A 26,748-nucleotide genomic window follows, 5' to 3' on the forward strand; every position below is an offset into this window, starting at 1 on the left:
CACGGGCCCGGAGGGCCTATGTTGCGTCGAGGTCGATCGGGGGGCGCTCGCCTGCCGCGAGCGGCTTGTTCTGCGGAGAAGTGGGCGTCGACGGATCGGCGCTCACGGCCTTCGTTCCCGACTTGTCGAACGACACCGGATTCGGCTTGTCGAAATTGCCGGTGAGAATCGAATCGTCACCGTCGAGCAGGTGCTTGGTGATGACGGCGCGCGGAGTCATGCCCCGCAGCTGATTGAGGTCCGACAGCGGCTTACGCAGATCCTCGAACTCCGGACCGAGCTCGTCCTTGAGTTGCTGGCTGGCGCCGCTCGCATACTCGCGGACCTGCCTCAGTGATTTCGTTACCCAGCTGACCGCACCCGGAAGCCGCTCGGGTCCCAAGATGACCAGAGCCGCGACGAGGAGGACCATGAACTCGCCCCAACCAATGTTGCCGAACACGTGGTCAGCCTACTGTGCGGTGAGGGTGTGTGCCCAGGTGGCGGAGCGATCTCACAGCAACCTCTCGAGTCAGTCGGAGGCCGGGGTCACGTCGACATCGACGAGTCGGCCCTCGCGGATCAGCTGAACCCGGACGGGCTCGCCGATCTTCTGCAGGTTGACGGCGACGACCAGTTCATCGGCGCTGGTGACCGTGCGGTCGCCGACCTTGACGATCACATCGTTCTCGACGATCCCTGCGCGCGCGGCCGGGCTGTCCAAACGGACATTGGCCACCTGGGCGCCGCTGGTGTTGTCGTTGACGACGGTGCGGGCGTTGACGCCGATGTCCGGGTGGTGCATCCGGCCGTCCCGGATGAGGGTCTGAGCGACCGCGGTGACGTCGTCGATGGGAATCGCGAAGCCGAGGCCCACCGAGCCGCCGGACTCACTGAGCATGGCGGTGTTGATGCCGATCACCCGGCCGGTGTCGTCGACGAGCGCGCCGCCCGAGTTGCCGTGGTTGATGGCGGCGTCGGTCTGGACGGCGTCGATGACGGCGTTGGTGTCGGAACCCTCGCCGGACAGTCGCATCGGACGGTGCAGGGCGCTGACGATTCCACGGGTGACGGTCTTGCTGAGCCCGAGGGGCGATCCAACGGCGACGACGTCCTCGCCGACCTGCACGTCGCCGGACTTGCCGAGTTCCGCGACCGTCAGATTGTCGGCGGCAACCTTGAGTACGGCCAGGTCGGTCTTGATGTCGCGACCGACGATCTGGGCCTCGGCCTTGGTCCCGTCCGAGAAGATCACCTGGATCTTGCCGCCGTCGGGGGCGGTGGCCGCGGCGGAGATGACGTGATTGTTGGTGACGATGTAGCCGGCGCCGTCGATGACGACACCGGAACCGGTACTGCCCTGGTCGCCGACCGCCACCTGGATGGACACGACGGCGGGCAGCACGGCGTCCGCGACCTGCGCGACGGGCGACTGTCCGAGGTCTTCCTCGCCGCCGCCCTGGACGAGGGTGACGCTCTGGCTGGTGAGCGAGCTGCGATCGGCGGTGATCACGGCGGCGAGGAGGCCGCCGACCAGACCGATCGCGAGTGCGATTCCGCCGAGCACGGCGAGCGCCTTCGGCGCCACCTTGCCGCCGAACAGGACCTCGCGGGCACTGAGCGCGGGGGCGGGCGGGCGGGAATGTTCTTCGGCGTGCAACGCCGGTGAGCCGAGCTCGACGCCCGCGTCGGGGTCACGCCACGGGTCGGCGGGCGGTGCCTCGACCGCCGGGGCCGCGGGCTTCCGGTGGGGATCACGCTGAATGGTGTCGACCTCACCGTCCGGCCGGCCGAACGCCTCCGCCAGCACGGGGTCGGGGGCACCGACCTTCACCGAAGGCTCGCTCTCACGCCGGGCATCCGACGGGGCGAAGGAACCGGTGACGCCACCGGGTCTTCCGAACGCGCGGCTGGACGCTGCGTCGATCTGCGGCCGGTAGACGGGCCTCGGATCGAGCCGTGGGGCGTCTGCCGGGCGGAGCGTGCCCGACTCGTCCGCCACGGGACCGTCGGATGCCGTCGTATCGGAACCCGGAGTCTTGTAATCCGCCGTCACGCTGTCGTGTCCCCCTCGTGTGCGTCAGTCACGCGCCCCAGTATCACCGATGCCTCGCTGAGCGCGGACACCGCCGTCGTCGGTCCGGATGCGCTCAACGGCGCCGGCGCCGGGACCAGATCCGGCTCGTGATCGAGTACGCGCTCGTGAACGGCGAATCCGGGGTGTGGGAGTCGAACGGGGACTTGTCGGCGGGATCGCCCTGGTTGCAACTGGGGATCTGGCTCAGCAGACCGAGGAGGCCGGACGGCATGGCGACGTCGCCGCTGCGGCGCAACGCCCGCCGGGCCTGCTGCTGGGAGTCCACCTCGAACGCGCATTCCGCGCAGATCGACAGGTGGTGGGCGGCGCGCAGATAAGCGGACATGCGGAGTTCACCGTCGACGTAGGCGGCGATCGCCTCACTCGCCAGGTGTTCGGTGGAGCCAAACTGGCGAGGTACACGCCCCTGCGTCATTCGTCCCTCCTGGTAACTACCCGACGCCGATCTGATCGGAGTCAACCTTTCCGTTCACAGCCAGATGCTCACGCAGAGCCTGCCTGCCGCGGTGGATGCGGCTACGCACGGTTCCGAGCTTGACACCCAGTGTGGCACCGATCTCCTCGTAGGACAGTCCTTCGATGTCACACAGCACGACCGCGGCGCGAAACTCCGGGGCCAACGAGTCGAGCGCTGCCTGCAGATCTGCGTCCAGGCGGGCGTCGTGGTAGATCTCCTCGGGGTTCGGCCCGTCGGCCGGGACACGATCATAGTCCTCCGGGAGCGCTTCCATGCGGATGCGGTTACGACGGCGGACCATGTCGAGGAAGAGGTTGGTGGTGATGCGGTGCAGCCAGCCCTCGAACGTGCCGGGCTGGTAGTCGGACAGGGAACGGAACACGCGGATGAATGTGTCCTGAGTGAGGTCCTCGGCGTCCTGCGCATCGCCCGACAGCCGGTAGGCCAGTCGGTAGACGCGGTCGCCGTGCTCGCGGACGAGTTCGTCCCAGGACGGCATTGCGGACTTCTCGCCTGTGGCATCGAATACAGCCGTGCCCGTCAGCTCGGCGTCCGACAGCTGCTCGTCGGTGTTCTTCTCGTCTGGAGCCATCGTGTTGTTGCTCATCGAGTTAAGTGGATCCTCCTACTCAGGACCGCAGATCACTGGACGTGGTATAGGCGTCAACTCCCGAGGGCCAGGATTTGTTCCCAGGCTCTCGGACTTTCCTCCGTCGTCGTGATCTCCCCGCCGGGCGGTCTTCGGATCTGGCGTTGGACATACTCTTTCCCACCGCGATATGTGTGCGGTGTGAGCAAGCTGAGGTATTCCTGAGAATCGCGGCCGGGCAGGTCGCGGCACTGTTGTCGAGCGCGCCTCGCAGCGGCGATGACGAGACCCCGATAGCCTCATGTGCGTGCAGACAAACGCCGAACGGATACTCACCCACGCAGAAGGGGCTGTCCGTGAAGACGAGGCCCTCGGTGCGGCCAGGGAGCGGGCGGACGACCTCGGTGCCGGACCGGTACCTCCTGCGGTCGGTGCTGCTCTCGCCCTGTTTGCCCGCATGCTGGACGCCAAGACGGTCGTCGAGGTCGGAACCGGCGCGGGTGTGAGCAGTTTGTGGCTGCTCCGGGGCATGCGCGAGGACGGCGTGCTCACCACAATCGACAGTGAACCCGAGCACCAGCGGGCCGCCAAGCTGTCGTTTCGGACCAACGACATCGCACCCGCCCGGACGCGGCTGATCAACGGCCGGGCGCTCGACGTCCTGCCGCGGCTCGCCGACGGGGCATACGACCTGGTGTTCGTCGACAGCGCACCGGTCGATCACCCGCACTACGTCCGCGAAGGGGTTCGCCTGCTGCGGCCGGGCGGCGCGATCGTGCTGCACAACGCCCTGCACGGCGGACGGGTCGTCGACCCGAGCCAGCGTGACGCGGCGACCGTCGCCGTTCGCGAGGCCGCGAAGGCGCTCGCCGAGGACGACAAGCTGATCCGCGTGTTCCTGCCGATCGGCGACGGCCTGCTCTGCGCGTCCAAGCTCTGAGAGCCCCGTTCCGGGGCCCTCCCGCTAGATCCAGACGCCCTTGCCGATGGCGACGACGCCGCCGTTGCTGACGGCGAAGCGTTGCTTGTCGCGCTCGAGGTCGACGCCGATGATCTCGCCGTCGCCGACGACCACGTTCTTGTCGAGAATCGCGCGGCGCACGACGGCACCCTTGCCGATGCGCACACCGGGCATGAGGACGCTGCCCTCCACCGTCGCGCCGCTGTCGATCATCACGTTGGAGCTGAGCACGGAGTTGCGCACCGTGGCCGCCGACAGGATGCACCCGGCCCCGACCACGGACTCCTGCGCGAGGCCGCCCTGCACGAACTTGGCGGGCGCGAGGTTCTCCGTCTCACCGCGGATCGGCCACCGACGGTTGTAGAGGTTGAAGATCGGATGGACCGACACGAGATCCATGTGGGCGTCGTAGAACGCGTCGAGCGTTCCCACGTCGCGCCAGTAGCCCCGGTCGCGGTCGGTGGCGCCGGGGACGATGTTGTCCTTGAAGTCGTACACGGACGCCTCGCCCGCCTCGACGAGCGCGGGGATGATGTCGCCGCCCATGTCGTGGTCGGAGTCGGAGTTCTCGGAGTCGGCCCGGATCGCGTCGACCAGCACCTTGGTGGTGAACACGTAGTTACCCATCGACGCGAACGTCATGTTGGGGTCGTCCGGGGTTCCCGGCGGATGCGCCGGTTTCTCGAGGAACTGGACGATGCGGCCCGACTCGTCGCTGTCGATACAGCCGAACGCGAACGCCTCGCTGCGCGGCACCCGGATCCCGGCCACCGTCACTCCGGCGCCCGACTCGATGTGGTGCTGCACCATCTGCTCCGGGTCCATCCGGTACACATGGTCGGCACCGAACACGACGATGTACTCGGGATCCTCGTCGTAGACGAGGTTCAGCGACTGCAGGATCGCGTCCGCACTACCGGTGTACCAGCGCGGGCCCAGACGTTGCTGCGCGGGAACGGGAGTGATGTATTCACCCGCGAACCCGGACAGTCGCCACGTCTGAGAGATGTGGCGGTCCAACGAGTGCGACTTGTACTGCGTCAGAACACACAGGCGGAGGTATCCCGCATTGACCAAATTGCTGAGCACGAAATCGATCAACCGGTAGGCGCCTCCGAAAGGCACAGCGGGCTTCGCCCGATCCGCGGTGAGCGGATAGAGACGTTTGCCCTCGCCGCCGGCGAGCACGATTCCAAGCACATGTGGCTGGCTCCTCACCCTGTCAACCTATCGGGCGGCCACTCCCCCCGCCAGCGAAGCGCCGAGTCACCGTTTCTCCGATACCTGAATGTGTCCGAGAGCGGTGGCCCGAAGCGGCCCGGACGGTTACGTTAGGCCGGTGCGGGTGGCGATGATGACCAAGGAATACCCACCGGAGATCTATGGCGGTGCGGGTGTACACGTCACCGAACTGGTTGCTCAGTTGAAGCAGCTGTGTGAGGTGGACGTGCACTGTATGGGCGCTCCGCGCGTCGGAGCGGTCGTGCACACCCCCGATCCCGCGCTGGCCGGAGCAAATCCGGCACTCGCGACGCTGTCCGCCGAACTGCGCATGGCGGACGCCGCGACCGGTGCCGACGTCGTGCACTCCCACACCTGGTACACCGGCCTGGCGGGCCATCTGGCGTCCGCGTTGTACGACGTGCCCCACGTCCTCACCGCCCACTCCCTCGAACCGCGGAGGCCGTGGAAGGCGGAGCAGCTGGGCGGCGGCTACCGCATCTCCTCGTGGTCCGAGCGCAACGCCGTGGAGCACGCCGACGCGGTGATCGCCGTGAGCGCCGGGATGCGACTCGACGTCCTCGACGCGTATCCGTTCGTCGACCCGCACCGGGTCCACGTGGTGCGCAACGGGATCGACACGTCGGTCTGGCACGCAGGGCCCGCAGGTCCGAGAGACTCCGCCCTCGCGAAGATCGGCGTCGACCCGGACCAGCCGATGGTGGCGTTCGTCGGCCGTATCACGCGGCAGAAGGGCGTCGGTCATCTGATCGCCGCAGCACACCACTTCGCGCCCGAGATCCAGTTGGTGCTGTGCGCGGGAGCCCCCGACACCCCCGAGATCGCCGCCGAGACCGAGCAGGCCGTCGCCGCGCTCGCGGCGCACCGGGGCAACGTGTTCTGGGTGCGGGAAATGCTCCCCACCGACCAGGTGCGGGAGATCCTGTCGGCCGCAACCGTCTTCGTGTGCCCGTCCGTGTACGAGCCGCTGGGGATCGTCAACCTCGAGGCCATGGCCTGCGAGACCGCGGTCGTGGCGTCCGACGTCGGCGGTATCCCGGAGGTGGTGGAGGACGGTGTCACCGGCCGTCTGGTGCACTACAACTCGTACGAGCCCGAGGCCTTCGAACAGGCGCTGGCCGAGACGGTCAACGCAATCGCGGCCGACGTCGGCACCGCCCAGGCGATGGGCAAGGCCGGACGGGCGCGGGCGATCGCCGAATTCTCCTGGGCGGCCATCGCGCAGCAGACCCTCGACGTCTACCAGGACGCACTGTCCCGGCGCTGAGCGAGGAGATCAGAGCCGGGTGTAGGTGGACACCGTCACCGACGCCGTCACCGGATATTCCCGCGGCAGCGCCGCGATCGAGGACGCGAGCCGGCCGGGGGTGAGGTGCCGCGCCGACGGCCCCATCCCGACGAGCCGGGCCACGTCGAGGTGCGACAACGACATCGGGTACTCCACGGCCACGTGGCCGGTGCGCTCGAACCGCCCGGACATCGCGGCCCCGAGCCGCTCGACCTTCCGGTCGTCCACCCGGACCATGCCGAGCAGGTCCACGAGCTCCCCCAGGTGCCGCTCCGTGGGGGTGAGGACCACCAGGGACCCGCGCTCGGCGAGCACCCGGTGCGCCTCGTCGGCGTTGCGCGGCGCGAACACGCACAGGACGTGGCTGAGCACGTGGTCCCGCACCGGAAGGTGTTGCCACACGTCGGCAACCACTGCTCCGGCGCGTGGGTGTGCCTTGGCGATGCGCCGGGCCGCGTACTTGGACACGTCGAGGCCGATTCCCCGGCCGGCCGGGACGGCGTCGAGGACGCGCGCCAGGTAGTGGCCTGTGCCCGCGCCGATCTCGAGGATCCGGGGATCGTCGCCGGGCCCGGTGCCCGCCACCACCGCGTCGGCGACGGCGTCCATCAGCGGGTCGAAGCTGCCGCCGCCCAGGAAGTCCGCACGTGCGGCGATCATTTCAGGGCTGTCGCCGTCGAACTTGCCGCCGGCCCCGGTCATCAGGCTCACATAGCCCTGCCGCGCCACATCGAAGGTGTGCCCCTGGTCGCACAGGATCGCACCTTCGTCGAGTTCCACGCGGGACCGGCACTGCGGGCACGCCAGCAGGTCGGTCACATCGGCCAGCACGAACGTTCGCCTCCCGGTTCCGGACACGGAACAGGCCCCGCACCGAGAACGGCGACGGGGCCTGCCCTGTGAGGTTCGCTCCGCACTCGACTAACTGGTGACGCCCTTGAGCTCTTCACCGAGTGCGGCAGCTTCCTCCGGGGTGAGCTCGACAACCAGACGTCCACCACCCTCGAGCGGAACCCGCATGACGATTCCTCGTCCCTCTTTGGTTGCTTCGAGGGGACCGTCCCCGGTCCGGGGCTTCATGGCCGCCATCCTCTGCTCCCTCCAGATCTGCGCTGCCTGCTTGCGCCTCGACAAATTTTGGCACCCCGCCAACACTCGGCGAGGCTTGTGACATCCATTCTTCCCTATGGACACGAGTACCGGGAACCTGAGTCACGAATAGGCAGGTCCACCGGCAGTTCAGGCCGTGATCGGGACCCAGCAGGCGGCCACGTGGTCGTCCACCATCCCGGTGGCCTGCATGAGCGCATAAGCAGTGGTAGGGCCCACAAACTTGAACCCGCGGCGCTTCAATTCCTTCGCCATCGCGGTGGACTCCGGTGTGACGGCCGGGACGTCGTCGACGGTGGCGAGGCGGCTCGGGCGCGGCGGCGGGGCGAACGACCACAGTAGGGTGTCCAGGTCGGTGTCCGACAACTCCAGGAGGGCCCGCGCATTGCTCACCGACGCCTCGATCTTGGCCCGGTTCCGCACGATCGACGCGTCCTCGAGCAGGCGCGCCACGTCCCGTTCCGTGTACCGCGCCACCACCTCCGGATCGAACCCGGCGAACGCGGCCCGGAAGGCCTCACGCTTGCGGAGAATCGTGATCCACGACAGTCCCGACTGGAACGCTTCGAGACACAGCCTTTCGTACAACTCGTCGCGGCCGTGCAGCGGACGACCCCACTCGAGGTCGTGGTAGTCGCGGTACAGCCCGGACCCGTCCGTGTCGACCGCCCACGCGCACCGCACCCGGTCTTCGTGGGCTGTCACGAGGCATCACCCGGCCGTTCGGACGCGGCCTCGACGGCCGCCAACTGCTCACGCAGCGAATCGATTTCACGTCCCAGCCGGGACAGCGCCCAGTCGACCTCGCTGGCCTTGTAACCCCGCAGTGTCTGCTGGAATCGCAACGCCTCCACGTCGGCCCCCGTCACACCCTCGGCGGGCAGGGCCGTCAGTGTGGTGCCGGGCGGCAGGGGCGCGAGTTCCTCGGAACGGCCGAACACCGCACTGGCGGCGAGGAACAGCATCGCGCCGACGAACGCCATGACGAGCAGATAGAGCAGGGCTGTCACCATGCCCCGATCCTGTCACGGACGTCCGACAGCAACCTCCCTCAGGTGCGCGCGGTCAGGGGCACACCGTGTTCATCGGCGGGCGATCGGCCAGTGCAACGTCCGTCGTCGTCGGAACGAAGGAGTCGCCGTCCACCAGGAACTGGGTCAGACCCGCCCCGGAGTCGGGCACCCCGCAGCGCCGCATCATCGTGCCGATGATCTGCCTGCTCATCACCCCGAGCTCGGACAGCGGGCGGTTACGGTGCTTGCGCACCCCCAGATTGACCTGGCCGATCGCACCGAGTCCGAGACGGTCGTAGGTGTCGAGCAGCAGCCCGATCTCGACGCCGTAGCCGGGGGCGAACGGGACCGCCGACAGCAACTCCCGGGTGCCCGCGTACTCGCCGCCCAGCGGCTGCAGCACACACGTCAGCTCCGGCCGGAGCGAGGCCAGCATGGGGCGCGCCACGAGCTCGGTCACCCGGCCACCTCCGTTGGCGTCCTCCGTGCCGCTGAGGCGAAGTGGACGGCGGTAGTAGCCCTTCACGAGATGGATTCCGTCGGCCGTGAGCAGCGGTCCCAGCAGTTTCGGGACGAATGCCGGATCCGGGTTGATGAGATCCGAGTCGACGAAGGCGATGAGGTCACCGGTGCTCGCGGCGACGGAACGCCACAGCACCTCGCCCTTGCCCGCCACGGGCGGGAACGCCGGCACCGCCTCCTCCCGGCTGATGACAGTGGCGCCCGCCGCGCGTGCGCGTTCCGCCGTCAGGTCCGTCGATCCGGAATCGAGCACGATCAACTCGTCCACCAGACCACCGAGCAACGGGTGGATCGTGTCCACCACCGCGGCGACGGTCTCCTCCTCGTTGAGCGCGGGCAGGACCACCGACACGGTGCGCCCGGCCTTGGCCCGTTCGAGTTCGGCGATGCTCCACGACGGCTGGTCCCAGCTGTTCGCCTCGGCCCAGCTGCGAGGGGTTCGCTCCTCCGCCACCATCGTGCGGGCCGCCCGGGCCCCCACGGCACTCATGCCAGCCCCCGCACGGTGCGGGACGGTGCGCGCCGGCCTTGAATCGCGGCCACCATGTCCACCACTCGACGCGTGGGGGCAACTTCGTGGACACGGAAGACACGGGCGCCTCCTGCGGCGGCCATCGCTGTCGCTGCCAATGTTCCCTCCAACCGCTCGACGAGATCTACCCCTAGAGTCTCCCCGACGAAGTCCTTGTTGCTCAGCGCCATGAGCACTGGCCATCCGGTATTTACAAGATCTTCCACTCGCCGCAACAACTCGAGCCCGTGATAGGTGTTTTTCCCGAAATCGTGGGTCGGATCGATGAGGATCGAGTCGGCGGGCACACCCAGCCGGGACGCGTTCTCGGCGGCCGACACCACTTCTGCGAGGACGTCCGCGACGACGTCGGAGTACCGGACGCGGAACGGCCGGGTCCGCGGAACCGCTCCCCCGGTGTGGGAACAGACGATGCCGGCGCCCGTCTCCGCGGCCACCTCGACGAGCGCAGGGTCGGCGCCGGCCCACGTGTCGTTGATGAGATCGGCACCCTCCGCGACGGCCAGCCGGGCCACGTCGCTGCGCCAGGTGTCGACGCTGATGAGCAACTCCGGGTAGCGCTCGCGGATCGCGGCCACGAACGGCACCACCCGCCGGGTCTCTTCCGCCGAGTCGACGACGTCACCCGGTCCGGCCTTCACACCCCCGATGTCGACGAGGTCGGCACCCTCGTCCACGGCCCGTTCGACCGCCGACATGGCGGCGGAATCGGTGAACGTGGCACCGCGGTCGTAGAACGAATCGGGTGTCCGGTTCACGATGGCCATCACGAGCGCACGATCGACCGCCACGGGTCGCCCGCACAGCGTGGGCGACGGGTGGTCGGGCGCGGGCGGTACGTCTCTCTCGGCCATGTCACCAATATTGGCACGCAGCGAAATCGGGGCCCCGGCCTGCCACCACCCGTGAGTACTTGTCAACCGCCCGCGGTTAACAAGTACTCACGGGCGGCGTAGCCGCATTACTTGGGGAGCGAACCCTTCGCCACTTCGTCGACGTACCCGTCGTATGAGGGCTTGTAGCCGTCGCTGCGCCCGGACAGCACGTGCAACGTGTCGGTGTCCTCGACGTCGTAGCCCTCCTTGCGGAGTTCCACCTTGCGGCTCTTGAACGTCGACGTCTGTTCGAGGGAATCGACGACGCGGACGAACAGCGGCACCGCGTACGACGGCAGACGCTGGAACAGCAACGCCGCGACGTCGGGGCCGTCGAACTTCTCGTTCTCGTGCAACGTCACCGCGGCCATCCCGGCGCGACCGTCGGTCCCGGGAATCTCGACGCCGTAGACGACGGCGTGCTCGACCGCGGGATGCGCGAGGAGCGCGCCCTCGACCTCGGTGGTCGCGACGTTCTCTCCCTTCCAGCGGAACGTGTCGCCGAGCCGGTCGACGAACGCGACGTGCGACCAGCCCTGGCGGCGCACGAGGTCGCCGGTGTCGAACCAGCAGTCGCCGTCGTCGAAGCCGTCGCGGACGAGCTTCTTGTCGGTGGCCTCCTCGTCGGTGTATCCGTCGAACGGCGCCCTGTCCGTCACCTTCGACAGCAGTAGTCCGACGTCGCCGGTGCGCACCTTCCGCAGCTTGCCGTCCGAGTGCCGCCGGGGCGATCCGCTGTCCTCGTCGTACTCGACCACGGCGTGCGGCAGGGGGCAGATGCCTGCCGTCCGGTCGACGTTGAGGGCGTTGACGAACGCGATGTTGCACTCGCTGGCGCCGTAGAACTCGGCCACCCGGGAGATCCCGAACCTGGTGGTGAACTCGGACCAGATCTCCGGACGCAGACCGTTCCCGACCATCAGCCGGATGGAGTTGTCGCGGTCACCGGGCTTCTCGGGCTGGTTCAGCAGGTACCGGCACAGCTCGCCGATGTAGGTGAACGCGGTGGCCCGGTTCAGTTCGACGTCGGCCCAGAACTTGGACGCCGAGAACTGCTTACCCAGTGCGAGCGTCGCCCCCGATCCGAGCACCGAGGACAGCGACACCGTCAGCGCATTGTTGTGATAGAGCGGCAGGCAGCAGTACAGGACGTCGCTGCCACGCAGCCGGACTCCCATGTTGCCGAGTCCGGACATGCTCTTGAGCCAGCGGAAGTGGCTCATCAGGCTGGCCTTCGGGAGTCCCGTGGTGCCGGAGGTGAAGATGTAGAACGCCTTCTCCCGGGCCTGGATCTGCTCGCACACCTCGGGGTTGTCGTCCCCGGCCTTCTCGGCGAGGCGGTCGAGGTCGTCGAAGTACAGCACCGAGGGCACGGCGGGCGGTTCGTCGAGCGAGTCCGTGGCCTCGCCGCACGCCTCGGACACCACCAGGACCCGACTGTCGAGCAGCGAGATGCTGTGCGCGAGCACGTCTCCGCGCTGGTTGTGGTTCAGCATCCCGGCGGCGGCGCCGAGTTTGACCGCCGCGAGCGCGATGAGCAGCGTCTCGGGCGAGTTCTTGCCCAGGATCCCGACGACGCCCCCGCGTGCCACTCCGAGCTCGGCGAGCGCGTGGGCATAGCGGTTCACGCGGATGTTGGCATTCCGGTAGCTCAGCGATTCGCCCTCGAATCGCAGGAACGTGCGGCGCGGGTGCGCCGCGGCGGCGCGCTGGAAGACGAGGCCGATCGATTCCTTCGCGTCGGGGGTCCGGATCAGGCCGAGGACCCCCTTCGCCATGGTCGGCAGCTCCGGAATCATGGCCGGCAGCCGCCTCGCGAGGTCGACCACCCCGATCGTCGAACGAGCTTCAGAACGCATGACATCCCCTCAGGCCTGCAGTATGAGTCAGGTCACCTTACTGCACGGTAACAACGTGCGCCACGACATGGACCGGACGGCGCCTCAGGACACGCAGGCGTCCAGCGCCTCCCCGATATCGGCGCGGACGAGCAGCCTGTCGAGGGCGCGCTGGGCCACGAAACCGCCGCCCCGCAGCCCGTCGAGCCAGTCGAGCAGCCCCGTGTAATGACCGTGCGGATCCAGCAGGACCACTGGTTTCTCGTGCATGCCGAGGTAGCCCGCGGTCCACGTTTCGAACAGCTCCTCGAGCGTGCCGATACCGCCGGGCAGCGTGACGAATGCGTCGGCCCGGTCCTCCATGACCTGCTTGCGCTGGCGCATGGTGTCGGTGACCACCAGCTCGTCCGCGTCGACGTCGGCGACTTCCCTGTGCACCAGGGCTTTCGGGATGACACCGACGGTCGTCGCCCCCGCCGCGCGGGCGGCCTCGGCCACCGCACCCATCATCGAGACGTTGCCACCGCCGGACACGAGTTGCCAACCGCGCTTTCCGATTTCGGTGCCGACCCGGGACGCGAGTTCCAGGAAGTGGTCGTCCACGGGGCCGGATGCACAGTAGACGCACACCGAGAACGGCCGCGGTGGAACAGTTTCCGGCATCACCACTGGTCCTCCGTACCGAGCAGGGCAGCTTCGTCGACACCGTGCTGCGACCGTATGACGATCTGCACCGCTTCCTCGACGCTGTCCGTGACGTGCAAGAGATTGACGTCACCTTCCGAGATCTTGCCGCTGCGTTGGAGAGTTCCCCGTAACCAGTCCACGAGCCCGGACCAGTACTCGGTGCCGAAGAGGACGATCGGGAATCTCGTGACCTTGCGCGTCTGCACCAGAGTCAGCGCCTCGAACAGCTCGTCGAGCGTTCCGAAACCGCCGGGCAGGCAGATGAACGCCTGCGAGTATTTCACGAACATCGTCTTGCGCGCGAAGAAGTAGCGGAAGTTGATGCCGAGGTCGACCCACTCGTTGAGGCCCTCCTCGAACGGCAGCTCGATGCCGAGGCCGATGGAGTAGCCACCCGATTCGCTGGCGCCGCGGTTGGCCGCCTCCATGACGCCGGGGCCGCCGCCGGTCATGACGGCGTAGCCGGCCTCGGCCAGGCGGGCACCCAGCGCCCGTCCCGCCTCGTACTCCGGGTGGCCGTCCGGAGTGCGAGCGGAACCGAAGACGGTGACCGCGCGCGGCACCTCGGCCAGGGCACCGAACCCCTCGATGAACTCGCTCTGGATCCGCAGTACCCGCCAGGGGTCGGTGTGCACCCAGTCGGTCGAGCCCCGCTCGTCGAGCAACCGCTCGTCGGTGGTGGTGGTGTCGTCCTTGCGGGCGCGCCTCAACTGCACCGGACCCCGGTGCTTCACGGTCGAGGACTTCCGGCCGTGAGTGTTCTTCTCGGGTGCCATGCGCCCCAGGCTAGCGGGTGGCCCGTTCGGGGCACCGGGCAGTCACGGGGCGCTCAGATAGGCGCGCAGCACTGTCGTCACGTCGGTGATCTGCTGCACAGGCACGTGCTCGTCCCGCTTGTGGGCGAAGTTCGGGTCGCCGGGACCGTAGTTCACGGCCGGGATGCCGAGCGCGGAGAACCGCGAGACGTCCGTCCACCCGTACTTGGCGCGGAACTGCCCGCCCGCCGCCTCGATGAGGGCAGCGGCCGCCGGGTCGCTCAACCCGGGCAGGGCTCCCGGTGACAGGTCCGTGACCTCGAAACCCAGTTCGAGGCCGTCGAAGACCTCCCGCACGTGGTCGATCGCCTGCTCGGCGCTGCGGTCGGGGGCGAAGCGGAAGTTCACGTCCATCGCCGCCGCGTCGGGAACCACGTTGCCCGCGACGCCGCCCGCGATCCGCACGGCGGACAACCCCTCCCGGTACACGCAGCCGTCGATGTCCACCGACCGCGCGGTGTAGTCCGACAGCCGCTGCAGAACCGGGGCGAAGCGGTGGATCGCGTTATCGCCCAGCCACGATCTCGCGGAGTGCGCGCGGGTGCCGCGGGTGGTCAGCGTCACCCGCAACGTGCCCTGGCACCCCGCCTCGATAAGGCCCCCGGTCGGCTCGCCGAGGATCGCGACGTCTGCGCGCAGCCACTCGGGGATCTCGCGTTCGATCCGTCCGAGCCCGTTGTGTACGGCCGCGATCTCCTCGCAGTCGTAGAAGACGAGGGTCAGATCGTGCGCGGGGTTCTCGATGGTGGCGGCGAGGTGCAGGAACACCGCGTCGCCCGACTTCATGTCGACGGTTCCGCATCCGTGCAGCAGATCGCCCTCACGCCGCGAGGGCACGTTGTCGGCGATCGGCACCGTGTCGAGGTGACCGGCGAGCATCACCCGGCTCGGCAGTCCCCGATCGGTCCGGGCGAGCACGGCGTTGCCGTTGCGGATGATCTCGAAACCGGTGGTCTGCTCCCGCAGCGCCGACTCGACGGCGGCGGCGATCGCCGACTCGTCGTGCGAGACGCTCGGGATGTCCACCAGGGCGGCGGTGAGGTCGATGGGATCGGCGTGGAGGTCGAGTGGGCTCACCCGTCCACCCTAGGCCGACCCGTCCGCCCGCTCGGGCGCTGCTACCCGTCGAAGCCGCCCGGGATCTCGTAGATCGCACCGTCGAAACCGATGCGGAACAGCCGTCCCGCCGAGAAGCCTCCGGACCCCTGCCCGTAGACGACCATGCTCGACGTCGGCAGGCCGGACGCCAGCACGCAGTACTGTCCCGGCGAGTCGAGGCGCCAGATCTCACCGCGCACGTTGGCCGGGACCACCGGACGGCCTCGCGAGTCCAGGGCCAGGCCGTCGGGTGCGGCGAAGTTGTCGAGACCGGACAGGTCGAGGATGCTCTCGGGCGCTCGGGGGTTCACGAGCGGGATCCGGCTCACACCCGGATTCACGAACGTCCGCGACACGTAGAGGTACCGATCGTCCGCGCCGAGCACCGCGCCGTTGGCGCTGGGCAGCGTCGCCCAGTTGGGCTCCACCCGCCCGTCGGGGAACACCCGCCCGATCTGGGTTCCGAAGTCGTTGGTGGCGTATGCCGTTCCGTCGGCGGCGACATCGAGTCCGTTCGCCGCGCTCAGGCCCGACGCGAACGGAGTGAGCACGTTGGTCGCGGTGTTCAGCTTCGCGATCGCTCCCGGTCGCAGGATGTCGCCGAGGAACACGCGGACGTCCGCGCCGTACCCCACCAGCAGTGAGCCGTCCGACGCCCAGGCCAGCGCCCCGGCCCCGCCGTCCGGCACCGTCGCGACCGGGACCGCGGGGGCTCCCGGGGCGTCGAGGCGGAACACCCGCCCGCTCACGAGGTCCGTCGTGTAGAGGCGGCCGCCGCCGTCCACGGCGACTCCTTCGAGCGCCGCACCCGGCACCCGCCCGACGAGAACCGGTGCCTGGCCGGCGCCCGGGCACACCGGAGCGGCGGACGCCGTCTGCGGCGCCACCACCGACACTGCCCCGGCGAGCAGCGCGCCCGCGGCCACGGCCCGCAGGCCGCCTCCGACCAATCGACCCCATTGCGAAATGCGCATTGCCACGACCTTTCCCGGTGTGTCCCACGTGCCCCGTGCATGGTCCCCCACATGGCCGGAACCCGCTCGGTTTCGATTCGATCACGTCCCGATAACGACCGCTGGGAATGCCCGAGTAATGAGGCAGTAGCCTTTACTGCCGTGAGCACACAGGGAGCATCAGCAGTAGGCATCGCCAACGTGACCGTCGGCGGCACGGTCCTCGACACCTGGTTCCCGGCACCCGAGCTGGGAAACTTCGACGAGGCGGGCACCGTGCGGATCGAGGGTGGCGACATCCCCTCCGATCTGGCACTTCTCGCCGGACCCGACGAAGCGCGTGAGGTCGACCAGGTCGTGGTGCGCACCACCATCGCCGACCTGTCCGCGCCGCCGGTCGACGCACACGACGCCTACCTGCGCCTTCACCTCCTCTCGCACCGCCTCGTGACCCCGCACGGCGTCAACCTCGACGGCCTGTTCGGCCTGCTGTCCAACGTGGTGTGGACCAACTTCGGTCCGTGCGCGGTCGAGGGCTTCGAGAAGGTGCGGTCGCGCCTGCGCATCCGCGGTGTGGTCACCGTGTTCGGTGTCGACAAGTTCCCGCGCATGGTCGACTACGTCGTCCCGTCCGGGGTCCGCATCGCCGACGCCGACCGGGTCCGCCTCGGCGCCCACCTGGCAAGCGGAACCACCGTGATGCACGAGGGCTTCGTCAACTTCAATGCCGGCACGCTCGGCAACTCCATGGTCGAAGGCCGTATCTCCGCGGGCGTCGTCGTCGACGACGGATCCGACGTGGGCGGCGGCGCCTCGATCATGGGCACCCTGTCCGGTGGCGGCAAGGAGACCATCTCCGTCGGCAAGCGCTGCCTGCTCGGCGCCAATGCCGGTCTCGGCATCTCGCTCGGCGACGACTGCGTCCTCGAGGCCGGTCTGTACGTGACCGCGGGCACCAAGGTCACCGGGCCGGACGGCACCGTCGTGAAGGCCAAGGAACTCAACGGTCAGTCCAACCTGCTCTTCCGTCGCAACTCCGTGTCGGGAGCCGTCGAGGTCGTGCCGTGGAAGGGCACCGGCGTGGAACTGAACGCCGCTCTGCACGCAAACGACTGATCCGGTGAGCGGTACGCGGACACCCGGCACCATGACCGATTCGACCAGCACACTCGGCCGGGGCCTGAAGGTCCGTCATCTCACGATGATGGGCCTCGGTTCCGCGATCGGCGCCGGACTGTTCCTCGGCACCGGTGTCGGTATCGCGACCGCCGGTCCCGCCGTCCTCGTCTCCTACCTTCTCGCCGGCATCATCGTCGTCTTCGTGATGCGCATGCTCGGCGAGATGGGAGCGGCGATCCCCGCCAGCGGATCCTTCTCGCACTACGCGCGGATCGGCATCGGCGAGTGGGCCGGATTCGTGATGGGCTGGCTCTACTGGTTCATGCTGATCATGGTGCTCGGCGCCGAGATCACCGGCGCCTCCGGCATCGTGAGCGGCTGGCTGCCCGGTGTTCCGCAGTGGGTCGTCGCCCTGGTGTTCGTGATCTTCTTCGCCGCCGTCAACCTCGCGAAGGTCAGTAACTTCGGCGAGTTCGAATTCTGGTTCGCCGCCATCAAGGTCACCGTCATCATCGCGTTCCTGGTGATCGGCGTGCTGCTGGTGTTCGGCCTGCTGCCGGACACCGAACCGGTGGGCACCACCAACCTGTTCGGCCACGGCGGCTTCATGCCGGAAGGCTTCGCCGGTGTCGCCGCGGGACTGCTGGTGGTGGCGTTCGCCTTCGGCGGCATCGAGATCGTGACCATCGCCGCCGCCGAATCCGAGGACCCCGAGCGCTCGATCGCCGTGGCGGTGCGCAGCGTCGTCTGGCGTATCAGCGTCTTCTACCTCGGTTCGATCTCGATCATGGTCCTCGTCCTTCCCTGGGACTCGTCGGACCTGAAGAGCGGACCGTTCGTGGCGGTTCTCAACCAGGCCCACATCCCGTACGTGGCCGGGTTCATGGAACTGGTGGTCGTGGTCGCGTTGTTGTCGGCGTTCAACGCCAACATCTACGGCACGTCGCGGATGGCGTATTCGCTTTCCCGGCGCGGCGACGGTCCCGCGTTCATGGCCCGGATCTCGAATTCCGGGGTGCCTCTCAACGCGGTGCTGCTGTCGGTGTTCTTCGGTTTCGTCAGCGTGCTGCTCAACTGGTGGCTGCCCGACGACCTCCTCGGACTTCTTCTGAACGCCGTCGGTTCGGCGCTCCTGGTCATCTGGATCTTCATCGTCGTGTCGCATCTGAGGCTGCGCCCGAGGCTCGAACGCGAGGGCAAACTGACCGTGCGGATGTGGCTGTTCCCGTGGCTCAGCTACGTCACGCTCGCAATGCTCGCCGGTTTCGTCGTGCTCATGCTGTTCGACAGCGATGCCCGCACCCAGCTGATCTCGACGTGCGTCCTGTTCCTCGCCATCGCGGCGCTCGGTGTGCTCAACACCCGGCTGCGCAAGCGGTCGCAGACGGTGTGACCGGTTCGGGCCGGCGACTCACCGGCCCGAACTCGGCTCCTGCCCCGCGGACGAGCGCGCCGCACGGGCGAGCACCTGCGGTCCGGTCACCAACGCCTTCCGCCACGGTGCGACACCCTCGATCTCGATCTCGATGGACAGGCTCAGCACAGTGCGAATCAGCACGATCACTCCCAGGACGGCGGCATCGGTCAGCGACGGTGTGGAGGTGACCGTCTTGACGATGTCGGCCGCGACGAGCAATTCCAGGCCGAGCAGGATCGCGCCCCCGAGCGACTCCCGCAGGGTCTTGAACGCCTGAGCACCGTCTCGGGTCCTCCTCCACGCGCGCACCGCGAGGAAGAAGGCGAAGAGAAACCCGACAACCATCGCGATGACACCGAGCACTTCGAACAATCCGGTTGCGAGTTCGAAGAACCTGACAGTGCGCATGGTGTGAGTGTTCCTGTTCGGGAGGGTGTTCGCAGTCGAGGCCCGGTCGTTCCATGCATCACGCTAGGCGTCGATTCCCCGATCCGCGGCGAACCCACGAGGATTCCTCCGACTACTCGAGAAGCGGCGGGAACACCGTTGTCCAGTCGTTTTCGATGCTGACCACGGTCCAGTCGTGGGTTCCGGCCAGTTCGAGTGCCTGCTCGGCGCCCGCGACGTAGTCGAACTCGCGGACGCCGTCGTCGTGGCGCAGCAGCAACCGCAGCGACGGCCGGCCCGGTGCCTCCGAGAATTGCAGCATCGGGATGTCCCCGTTGCTGTTTCCTGCCGCCAGCAGGGGCCGCCTGCCGACCCGGTTCCAGATCTGCACCGGCTTCTCGGGCCCGTCGTCTAGGACGTCCGCCTCGGCTCTGCGGACGATCGCGCCGCTGCGCCCGTCGTGCTTCCAGACCAGTGACACCCCGCTGCCGATGACCCGTTGCCGCGGAATGCCGTACACGTCGTGACTGATCGGCCGCATGAAATCGCGGCCACCGCCGGACACGATGTAGTTGCGGAACCCGTTGACGGCCAGGTAGTCGAGGAGCTCCACCATCGGTACGTAACTGCACGCCAGGTAGTCCCTGTCGAGGGTGGGATGCCGGGCGGTGCGCAGGAACTGGTCCGCCCGGATCTCGAACTCCTCGACGGTCACGTCGGCGAACCCGGTCAGCACACCAGCGGCGAGTTCTTTCACACCGCTGTCGTCGCCGTCGTAGTGCCGCGTGATGACGTCGTTCAACCAGCCGTAATCCTGTGTGTAGGCGGCCTGCCAGGGCTGACGGGTGCGCAGATCCGGATCGTGCTCGGCCATGACGACGAGACGGCGCAGGATGAAGTCGAGCTGAATGGGCATCGGCTTCTCACACCACAGTGTGCCGTCGTTGTCGAAGACCGCGATCCGATCCTCGACGGGGACGTCCTCCGCCGTCACCTGCCCGACGAATCCCAGGATGGCCGCCCTGCCGGCACCCTCACGCCAGCTCGGAAGGAGTTCCGTCATGGCGCTTCCGTTCTCACTCGCGCGAGAGCATGGCCGCGGCTTCGCGTTCGAGATCGACGAACGGCTCGCCGCTGACGTCGATCGCGACCCGGTTCAACGTGCCACCGGTGAAGGCCCACGGCGACGAACCCGGATAGTCGTCGGTGACGGGTTCGCCGCTGTCGCGGCCGGCATTGAGGCCCTCGCCGCCTCCGATGCTGAATTTGCCGGGCTGCGTTCGGATTCGGCCCTCGCCGACCTTGCGGTCGCCGTAGTACAGGCTCAGCACCCCGTGGGCGGTACCGGGCGGGTCCTCCCCGTCCTTGTCGAACGACGCAGCCAGGATGAGGTTCTCCCCGGACGGCAGGTCCTCGGTCGCGTCGATCGTCTGCTGATCACTGCCGAGGAAGTTGTACACGTAGTGCAGCCGATTGTCCTTGACGTACAGCGAGTGGCCACCGAACCTGCCGCCGTGGGAGAACAGCACCCCCGAGGCACCGGGTTCGGGGAGGTCGACGAGCGCCCCGATCGAGTAGGAGCGGTTGCGGAGGTTGACCGCCACCGCCTCGGGTACCTCCGCGCCGCCGGGTCGGTAGACGTAGCGATTGCGTGGGGGCGCGAGTTGCGGACGTGGGGTGGTGAGGAGTTCGACGGGCGAGCGGTCGTCGAGCGGCAGCGCCTGGTTCGCGCCGGCCTCGTGGAACCACAGTCCGACGAGTTCGGCGAGTCTGCCGGGTTCCTCGGCGGCGAGGTCGTGGAGTTCGGAGCGATCCACCTGGGTGTGGTAGAGCTCCCAGGCGTCCTCCGGGAAGTGGCTCCACCCGCTCAGCGTCGGGTGGGTGGTGACGGCCTTCCAGCCGTCGTGCCAGATGCCCCGCCCGCCGAGCATCGAATAGAACTGGGTGTGCTTGGCGGTGGGGATGTTTCCGGCGTCGAAGCTGTAGCGCATGCTCACGCCCTGGATCGGGTGCTGGGTGTATCCCTTGACCGTGTCGGGAAGTTCGACACCGAGGCAGTCGAGCAGAGTCGGGACGATGTCGATGGCGTGGTGGTACTGGTCGCGGGTCTCGCCGCGGGCCTCGATCCCGGCGGGCCACGACAAGATGCACGGATCGCTGGTGCCGCCGTTGAACGAGTAGCGTTTCCACATCTTGAACGGGGTGTTGAAGGCCATCGCCCACCCGTTCGGATAGTGGTTGTAGGTCTCGGTGCCGCCGAGCTGGTCCAGCTTGGCCAGATTCTCGGCGAGATCGTCCGGCACGCTGTTGGCGATCTTGTTCTCGTTGACCGAACCGTTGGGTCCGCCCTCGCCGCTGGCGCCGTTGTCGGAGACCACCACGATGATGGTGTTCTCGAGCTGCTCGATCTCCTCGAGGTAGGCCAGCAGTCGGCCGATCTGGTCGTCGCAGTGCGAGAGGAAACCGGCGTACACCTCGGCCATGCGCGCGAAGAGCCGCTTTTCGTCGTCGGAGAGGGTGTCCCAGGGGCGGGTGAAGTCCAGCGGTGGGAACGGCTGACCGTCGGGTCCGGTGCGGGAGTCGGGGGTGCCGATCGGGTTGAGCGGCGGCAGCTCGGTGTCCGGAGGTACGAGGCCCATCTCCTTCTGCCGGGCCAGGGTCCGCTCGCGCATCGCCTCGTAGCCGTCGTCGAATCTGCCGCGATAGCGGTCGGCCCACTCACGCGGCGCGTGGTGCGGGGCATGCGCGCAGCCGGGTGCGTAGTACAGAAATACCGGCCGGTCCGGGGCGATCGCCTTGACGTCGCCGAGGTAGTCGAGCGCGTGGTCGGTGATGTCGACGCTGAAGTGGTAGCCCTGCTCCGGGGTGGCGGGCTGCTCGACGGGATGGTTGTCGTGCACCAGATCCGGATACCACTGATTCGTCTCCGCCCCGAGGAAGCCGTAGAAGCGCTCGAAGCCGCGGCCGACCGGCCAGTTCCGTTTCGTCGACGCCAGGTTCATCTCGTCCTCGGCGCACAGGTGCCACTTCCCGACCATCGCGGTGCTGAAGCCCTGCTCGACCAGGATCTCGGCGAGGGTGGCGCACTCGGGAGGGATGTGCCCGTTCCCACCGGGGAACCCGACAGCACACTCACTGATGCACGCCATCCCGTTGGTGGTGTGGTTACGCCCCGTCAGCAGGCAGGATCGCGTGGGGGAACACAGGGCGGTGGTGTGCCACTGGCCGTACCGCAGCCCGTTCGCGGCGATCCGGTCGATGTTCGGAGTCTCGATCGGCCCGCCGTAGCAGCCCATCGCTCCGAAACCGACGTCGTCGAGCACGATGTAGAGGACGTTCGGCGAACCGGGCGGCGCCTTCGGTTGCTCGTACGGACCCCAATCCGGGATCGAGTCACGAATATCGAGATTGACGACACCTCTGAACGGCTTGGCCATGACGAGCTCCTCGAATGGGTCCGACTCCCCCTTTTCACCAAAGCACCACCGCCCGATGGATTGCTAGGGGTGCGGCCCCAAAAGTCCGACTGCGCCGGAACGGAATTCCGCTAGCTGCGACCGCGGGCGGCCAGCGCGTTGACGAACACGTTGGCGATGTCGGCGGGATCCTTCGCGACGTAGCTCGACCCTCCGGTCACCCGCGAGATCTCGGCGAGCGTGGCGGCATCGGCGTCGTCGGTGATGCCGATCGTCACGATGATGACGGGCCGGGCCGGATCCATCTCACGCTGCAGGATGCTCAGGAGCTGTTCCTTCGTGATGGAGTCCGGATCCTCGTTGGCGCCGTCGGTCAGGATGATCACACTGTTCACGGCGCGCGGGTCGTACGTCTCCTGCACCGACCGGAACGCGGCGAGCGTCGTGTCGTACAGGCCTGTGCCGCCGCCGATCAGCCCGTCGACCCTCCCCGCCTGCTGCGCCATCAGCTGGCGCTGTGTGAGGCCGTCGACCACCGTGTCGTAGCGGCGGATCGGGACCATTTCCTTGTAGTCTTGCGGTCCCCCACCGAGCCCCTGCGAGAACGCCCACAACCCGGCGGACACGCTGTCGGGGAACATCGCGTTGCCGGCGAGCGCCGCATCGACCGTGAGGTCCATGCGCGACCGGTTGCCTGCGGGTGTCTCCATCGACCCCGACACGTCGATCGCGACGAGCGTGCGGATGGGCAACGCCATCAACGCCCATCCGCCGAGGGCGTCCTGTAGCGCCGACTCGTCCTCGAGCGCGAGCTTGGTGATCCGGCCGACGCCGCGGCCGTCGGCCGGCGGACTCCCGTCGGGTCCGCGGAATCCGTTCTCCGCGAGTACCGCACGGGCCTCCTCACCGCCCAGAACAGCGGCGACGGCACGTGCCACCTGGGTGGCCTTGTAGTGCCGGTCGGGGGCCGGCGAGGTGACGACGAGCGGGAAGTTCATGAAGTTGCTGCCCGTCGGGGGGACCGTCGCGGTGAGCGTGCGCGCGCCGTCACCGTCGGAGAAATCGAGCACGGACTGTTCGGTGGCCACGGCGACGCCACCGTTGTCGACGACTCCCTGCAGCATCTCCTCGCCGATGGGCTCGTCCGCGGTGCGTGCACTCTCCTCCTGTGCGAGCGGGACCAGCGCCGCCCGCACGGTCCCCGCGGATACGGGGTCGGCCTCGCCCTCGGCGAGTGCCGCGTTGATCGGAGCCTGCGCGGCCCCGGTCACGAGGGGGTTGCCCAGCTGGATGTCCTTGATCTGGAGGGCGGCAAGCCACGTCGGCGACGTGGGGGCGTCCTCCTCGCGGGACGCCAGGACGACGGGCGAGGATGCAATCGACCCCGTCATCACCTCGACCGGACCGGCCGCGGTGAGCGCCGCCTTGCCCACCCAGGCGCCGGTGTCGGGGATCCAGAGGTCCGGCGCGTCGGTTCCCTTGCCGAGTCGTCCCGCGATGTCGCCGGACGTCGCGCCGCTGACGGCGACGTTCGCGCAGCCCAGGTCGGTGTCCTTCGCTTCGCCGAGAATGCTGCTCAGGGCCGCCGCGATGCTCGGGTCGGCGGCGAGGGTGTAGTCGGTGACCTGATCGCAGTCGTCGGCCCAGGAGCGCACCGCCTGAACGACGACGACCACGGAGGCCACGAGCCCGATCACGACAGCGGCGCACACCGCGTAGAACCCGGGCGAGCGACCACTTCGCTCCTGCCCCGCGCTGGAATGACGCCCTCCGGCCATCGCCTGCCCCCTAACAGTTCGGTCACGAGACGACCACCGACACATCCGGACCGAATATGATCCGGCCCACATCGTAACGAACGGTGCAGCGTACGACGCTGCGTCAGTAACGGGCGCCCGGGTCAGCGATCGGGTTGCGCGACCTCGAGCCGGCGGGCCACGAGCGCGGCCTGGATCTGCCGCAGTCCGGACGGGCGGGTCGGATCGCAGCCGGTCAGCTGCGCCACCCGCTTGAGCCGGTAGTCCACCGTATTGGTGTGAAGGTGCATCTGCTTCGCGGTGCGCTGCCGATTGAGATCGTGGCCGATGTGCACCTCGAGCGTCTCGATCAGTTCGGGTGAGCCCTGCAACGGTTCGAGAAGCCGCGCCAGGTGGGTCCTGCCCGGCCCGGGCCGGGTGAGCTGGTATTCGAGCGCCAGATCGTCCATCTCGTAGAGGCCCGGTTCCAGGGCCAGCTGATGGGCGAGCTCGAGGAGTTCGTGGACCTGGTCGGCGGCCGCGGGGATACCGGCGGTGCGGACCCGGGTTGCCGTGGCGGTGAGGGGAACTCCGGCGGCGGCTCCGATGCGGTCGAGCAGGGACACCATCCAGGCCCGCTCGGGCGAGCCCGGCAGCAACAGCGTTCCGCCGTCCGGGCTCAGCGAACACAGGGCGGCACCACCCGCGGCGTCCGCCAGCTCGATCTGCAACCGGCGGAGCTTCTGCCGGGCGACGACGGCTTTGCGCCGGTGGGTCACGGCCTCGGTGGGATGCGACGGAATGGACAGCCCCAGCACCACGTACTCGTCGGCCAGCTCCACACCCGCGTGCCGCGCGGCGGTCGCCGCCTTTCTGCCGCTGAGCAGCGCCGTGACGAGATTGACCGCGGCACCGTCGCGTTCGCTGTTGACGGCTTCGAGTTCCTCCACGTAGCTGGTCGTGGCGGCGACGGTCACGCATTCGAGCAGGGTGAACATCACCTTCTGGATGACCAGGAGTTCGGGCAGGTCTTCCTCGCGGGCGTTCGAGGCGACGAGGTCGCCGGCCTCCTGGATGCCTTCGTGGAGGATGCGGAGCACGAGCTTCAACGGGAATCCCTCGCGGGCCCAGCGCGCGGAGCTGTTGCGAACTTCCGCGAGGTCCTCGTCCGTCGGGCTGATGCCTTCGTCGAGCATCTGGATGCCGAGACCGAGGCAGACGATCGTGAAATCCATGACGTCGCTCTGCAGTTGTTCGCCGGGAAGCGAACCGCAGGGGGTCACGTTGTCGGCGAAATGGCGGACGAGTTTCTGCGCGACCGTCAGCGTGTCGCGCAGCGGGGCGGAGGCGGGCCTGCCGTCGACGAGGATCTGCGAACCCGCCCCCGAATTATGATTCGCCATCGAGCTGATCACTCCCAAATGTGGATGACACCGAACTCCCGCACCATCGACATCACGCAAACATAACGAGGGTCCGCTTGTGTCACCGTTGTATCACGACAGCGTCCTGTCCAGGGCGAATACGGCCCGTCAGTTCTCCTCGGCGACCCGGACCACCAGCTTGCCGAAGTTGCTTCCCCGGAGCAGACCGATGAACGCGGCAGGCGCATTCTCGAGCCCGTCGACGATGTCCTCGCGGTAGGCGAATCGGCCCTCCCGGATCCACCCGGACACATCGCGCTGGAAGTCCGCGTACATCTCGGAGACGAACTCGCGCTGGATGAATCCGCGGATCGTGAGGCTCTTGACCAGCACCCGGCTGAAGAACCCGGGCAGCCGATCTAGCCCCTCGGGAGCCTCGGTGTCGTTGTACTGCGCGATCAGGCCGCACACGGGAACTCGCGCATACAGGTTGAGCAGCGGCAGTACTGCCGCGGCCACCGCACCGCCGACGTTCTCGAAGTAGACGTCGATGCCGTCGGGGCACGCCGCGCGCAGTTCCTCGGCGAAGTTCGGGGACCGGTGGTCGACGGCGGCGTCGAATCCGAGTTCGTCGAGCAGGTAGCCACACTTCTCCGGGCCGCCCGCGATCCCGACGGCTCCGGCGCCCTTCAGCTTCGCGATCTGCCCCACCGCCGAGCCGACCGGACCGCTGGCCGCCGCGACGACCACCGTCTCGCCTGCCTTGGGTTGCCCGATCTTCAGCAGGCCGGAGTACGCGGTGAAGCCGGGCATGCCGAGAACTCCGACGGCGGTCGACAGCGGCGCGGCGTCGCGGTCGAGTGTGCGGAGCTGGTTGCCGTCGACCACGGCGTGCGACTGCCAGCCCGCGTACCCGAGAACGTAGTCACCGGTGGCGAAATCCGGGTGCCGGGAATCGACCACCTGCCCGACGGTGCCACCGACCATGACCTCGTCGATCTCGACCGGGTCGGCGTAGGACTCCGCGGCACTCATCCGGCCGCGCATGTACGGGTCGAGGGACAGGTAGATGACGCGGATCAGCACCTGACCTTCGGCGGGTTCGGGAAGGTTCACTGCCTCGAGCCGGAAGTTGCCGGCGGTGGGCGCGCCGTCCGGCCGCGAGGCGAGGACGATTCGGGTGCTCTGAACGATGCTCTCGACACTCACTGTGCGCCTGCCAATCCGTGTTGGGCCGGTATCGCCCGCCACC

General features: G+C 68.2%; 26 protein-coding genes. 4 read left to right on the forward strand and 22 right to left on the reverse strand.

What is annotated here, in order from left to right:
- Positions 1 to 16 precede the first annotated feature (16 nt).
- From tatB to sigE, 4 genes are all read right to left on the reverse strand, one after another.
- The gene (gene tatB / locus ACFVJ3_RS07920) at positions 17 to 442 is read right to left on the reverse strand and encodes a Sec-independent protein translocase protein TatB (RefSeq protein WP_378451546.1); all 426 of its coding nucleotides are present in this window, start codon (positions 440 to 442) and stop codon (positions 17 to 19) included.
- Positions 443 to 511: 69 nt separating this feature from the next.
- On the reverse strand, positions 512 to 2,035 hold the full coding sequence (locus ACFVJ3_RS07925; RefSeq protein WP_378451547.1) for a S1C family serine protease: 1,524 nt from the start codon (positions 2,033 to 2,035) through the stop codon (positions 512 to 514).
- 94 nt (positions 2,036 to 2,129) lie between these two features.
- Positions 2,130 to 2,492, reverse strand: coding sequence for an RNA polymerase subunit sigma-70 (locus ACFVJ3_RS07930; protein WP_378451548.1), 363 nt, complete (start codon positions 2,490 to 2,492; stop codon positions 2,130 to 2,132).
- Positions 2,493 to 2,508: 16 nt separating this feature from the next.
- Entirely contained in the window at positions 2,509 to 3,141 is a 633-nt protein-coding gene (sigE, locus tag ACFVJ3_RS07935) for an RNA polymerase sigma factor SigE (protein ID WP_378451549.1), read from the reverse strand.
- A gap of 283 nt (positions 3,142 to 3,424) precedes the next feature.
- Between sigE and ACFVJ3_RS07940 the strand changes: the two genes are divergently transcribed.
- Positions 3,425 to 4,063, forward strand: a complete 639-nt coding sequence (locus ACFVJ3_RS07940; RefSeq protein WP_378451550.1) for an O-methyltransferase — start codon at positions 3,425 to 3,427, stop codon at positions 4,061 to 4,063.
- A gap of 24 nt (positions 4,064 to 4,087) precedes the next feature.
- Here ACFVJ3_RS07940 and glgC read toward each other — a convergent pair whose 3' ends face one another.
- Entirely contained in the window at positions 4,088 to 5,302 is a 1,215-nt protein-coding gene (gene glgC, locus ACFVJ3_RS07945; RefSeq protein ID WP_283332887.1) for a glucose-1-phosphate adenylyltransferase, read from the reverse strand.
- 121 nt (positions 5,303 to 5,423) lie between these two features.
- Here glgC and glgA point away from each other — a divergent pair, with 121 nt between their 5' ends.
- Positions 5,424 to 6,593 carry a glycogen synthase gene (gene glgA / locus ACFVJ3_RS07950; protein WP_378451551.1) on the forward strand — a complete coding sequence of 390 codons (1,170 nt, stop codon included), beginning with the start codon at positions 5,424 to 5,426 and terminating at the stop codon, positions 6,591 to 6,593.
- A 9-nt stretch (positions 6,594 to 6,602) separates the two neighbouring features.
- Here the strand turns inward: glgA and ACFVJ3_RS07955 are convergent, their stop codons facing one another.
- The 11 genes from ACFVJ3_RS07955 to ACFVJ3_RS08005 form a co-directional block, all read right to left on the reverse strand.
- Entirely contained in the window at positions 6,603 to 7,445 is an 843-nt protein-coding gene (locus tag ACFVJ3_RS07955) for a putative RNA methyltransferase (protein ID WP_378451552.1), read from the reverse strand.
- Between the two features lie 90 nt (positions 7,446 to 7,535).
- Positions 7,536 to 7,703, reverse strand: a complete 168-nt coding sequence (locus ACFVJ3_RS07960; RefSeq protein WP_003936084.1) for a DUF3117 domain-containing protein — start codon at positions 7,701 to 7,703, stop codon at positions 7,536 to 7,538.
- A gap of 150 nt (positions 7,704 to 7,853) precedes the next feature.
- Entirely contained in the window at positions 7,854 to 8,429 is a 576-nt protein-coding gene (locus ACFVJ3_RS07965; protein WP_378451553.1) for a DNA-3-methyladenine glycosylase I, read from the reverse strand.
- A complete protein-coding gene (locus tag ACFVJ3_RS07970; protein WP_005239244.1) occupies positions 8,426 to 8,737 on the reverse strand; it encodes a DivIVA domain-containing protein in 312 nt (103 codons plus the stop codon). The genes ACFVJ3_RS07965 and ACFVJ3_RS07970 overlap by 4 nt, the downstream gene beginning before the upstream one ends.
- Before the next feature lie 52 nt (positions 8,738 to 8,789).
- The gene (locus ACFVJ3_RS07975) at positions 8,790 to 9,749 is read right to left on the reverse strand and encodes a glucosyl-3-phosphoglycerate synthase (protein ID WP_011598038.1); all 960 of its coding nucleotides are present in this window, start codon (positions 9,747 to 9,749) and stop codon (positions 8,790 to 8,792) included.
- Positions 9,746 to 10,645, reverse strand: a complete 900-nt coding sequence (gene folP, locus ACFVJ3_RS07980) for a dihydropteroate synthase (RefSeq protein WP_378451554.1) — start codon at positions 10,643 to 10,645, stop codon at positions 9,746 to 9,748. Before folP ends, ACFVJ3_RS07975 begins: the two co-directional genes overlap by 4 nt.
- 107 nt (positions 10,646 to 10,752) lie before the next feature.
- Positions 10,753 to 12,525 carry a long-chain-acyl-CoA synthetase gene (locus tag ACFVJ3_RS07985; RefSeq protein WP_378451555.1) on the reverse strand — a complete coding sequence of 591 codons (1,773 nt, stop codon included), beginning with the start codon at positions 12,523 to 12,525 and terminating at the stop codon, positions 10,753 to 10,755.
- Between the two features lie 84 nt (positions 12,526 to 12,609).
- Entirely contained in the window at positions 12,610 to 13,167 is a 558-nt protein-coding gene (locus ACFVJ3_RS07990; protein ID WP_378451556.1) for a TIGR00730 family Rossman fold protein, read from the reverse strand.
- Entirely contained in the window at positions 13,167 to 13,967 is an 801-nt protein-coding gene (locus ACFVJ3_RS07995; protein WP_378451557.1) for a TIGR00730 family Rossman fold protein, read from the reverse strand. The genes ACFVJ3_RS07990 and ACFVJ3_RS07995 overlap by 1 nt, the downstream gene beginning before the upstream one ends.
- A 42-nt stretch (positions 13,968 to 14,009) precedes the next feature.
- Entirely contained in the window at positions 14,010 to 15,083 is a 1,074-nt protein-coding gene (gene dapE / locus ACFVJ3_RS08000; protein ID WP_378451558.1) for a succinyl-diaminopimelate desuccinylase, read from the reverse strand.
- A 41-nt stretch (positions 15,084 to 15,124) separates the two neighbouring features.
- Positions 15,125 to 16,078 (reverse strand): SMP-30/gluconolactonase/LRE family protein, encoded by a 954-nt coding sequence (locus tag ACFVJ3_RS08005; protein ID WP_378451559.1) that lies wholly within the window; start codon positions 16,076 to 16,078, stop codon positions 15,125 to 15,127.
- Positions 16,079 to 16,219: 141 nt separating this feature from the next.
- Between ACFVJ3_RS08005 and dapD the strand changes: the two genes are divergently transcribed.
- On the forward strand, positions 16,220 to 17,173 hold the full coding sequence (dapD, locus tag ACFVJ3_RS08010) for a 2,3,4,5-tetrahydropyridine-2,6-dicarboxylate N-succinyltransferase (protein ID WP_061046243.1): 954 nt from the start codon (positions 16,220 to 16,222) through the stop codon (positions 17,171 to 17,173).
- A 31-nt stretch (positions 17,174 to 17,204) separates the two neighbouring features.
- Positions 17,205 to 18,569: an amino acid permease gene (locus ACFVJ3_RS08015; protein ID WP_378451560.1), complete on the forward strand. Its 1,365-nt coding sequence runs from the start codon at positions 17,205 to 17,207 to the stop codon at positions 18,567 to 18,569.
- A gap of 18 nt (positions 18,570 to 18,587) precedes the next feature.
- On the opposite strand, the gene ACFVJ3_RS08020 is transcribed toward ACFVJ3_RS08015, so the two are convergent.
- The 6 genes from ACFVJ3_RS08020 to ACFVJ3_RS08045 all read right to left on the reverse strand — a co-directional run bounded on the left by ACFVJ3_RS08020 (position 18,588) and on the right by ACFVJ3_RS08045 (position 26,705).
- Positions 18,588 to 19,001 carry a DUF1622 domain-containing protein gene (locus ACFVJ3_RS08020; RefSeq protein WP_378451561.1) on the reverse strand — a complete coding sequence of 138 codons (414 nt, stop codon included), beginning with the start codon at positions 18,999 to 19,001 and terminating at the stop codon, positions 18,588 to 18,590.
- Positions 19,002 to 19,113: 112 nt separating this feature from the next.
- Positions 19,114 to 20,043, reverse strand: a complete 930-nt coding sequence (locus ACFVJ3_RS08025) for an HAD family hydrolase (RefSeq protein WP_378451562.1) — start codon at positions 20,041 to 20,043, stop codon at positions 19,114 to 19,116.
- Positions 20,044 to 20,056: 13 nt separating this feature from the next.
- Positions 20,057 to 22,417, reverse strand: a complete 2,361-nt coding sequence (locus tag ACFVJ3_RS08030) for an arylsulfatase (RefSeq protein WP_378451563.1) — start codon at positions 22,415 to 22,417, stop codon at positions 20,057 to 20,059.
- A 110-nt stretch (positions 22,418 to 22,527) separates the two neighbouring features.
- A complete protein-coding gene (locus ACFVJ3_RS08035; RefSeq protein ID WP_378451564.1) occupies positions 22,528 to 24,174 on the reverse strand; it encodes a substrate-binding and VWA domain-containing protein in 1,647 nt (548 codons plus the stop codon).
- Positions 24,175 to 24,296: 122 nt separating this feature from the next.
- Positions 24,297 to 25,535: a PucR family transcriptional regulator gene (locus tag ACFVJ3_RS08040; protein ID WP_378451565.1), complete on the reverse strand. Its 1,239-nt coding sequence runs from the start codon at positions 25,533 to 25,535 to the stop codon at positions 24,297 to 24,299.
- 129 nt (positions 25,536 to 25,664) lie between these two features.
- Complete coding sequence (locus ACFVJ3_RS08045) at positions 25,665 to 26,705, reverse strand: NADP-dependent oxidoreductase (protein ID WP_378451566.1); 1,041 nt, start codon at positions 26,703 to 26,705, stop codon at positions 25,665 to 25,667.
- Positions 26,706 to 26,748: the final 43 nt, after the last annotated feature.

This window comes from Rhodococcus sp. NPDC127593 (genome assembly GCF_042671975.1).
Classification (GTDB): domain Bacteria; phylum Actinomycetota; class Actinomycetes; order Mycobacteriales; family Mycobacteriaceae; genus Rhodococcus_F.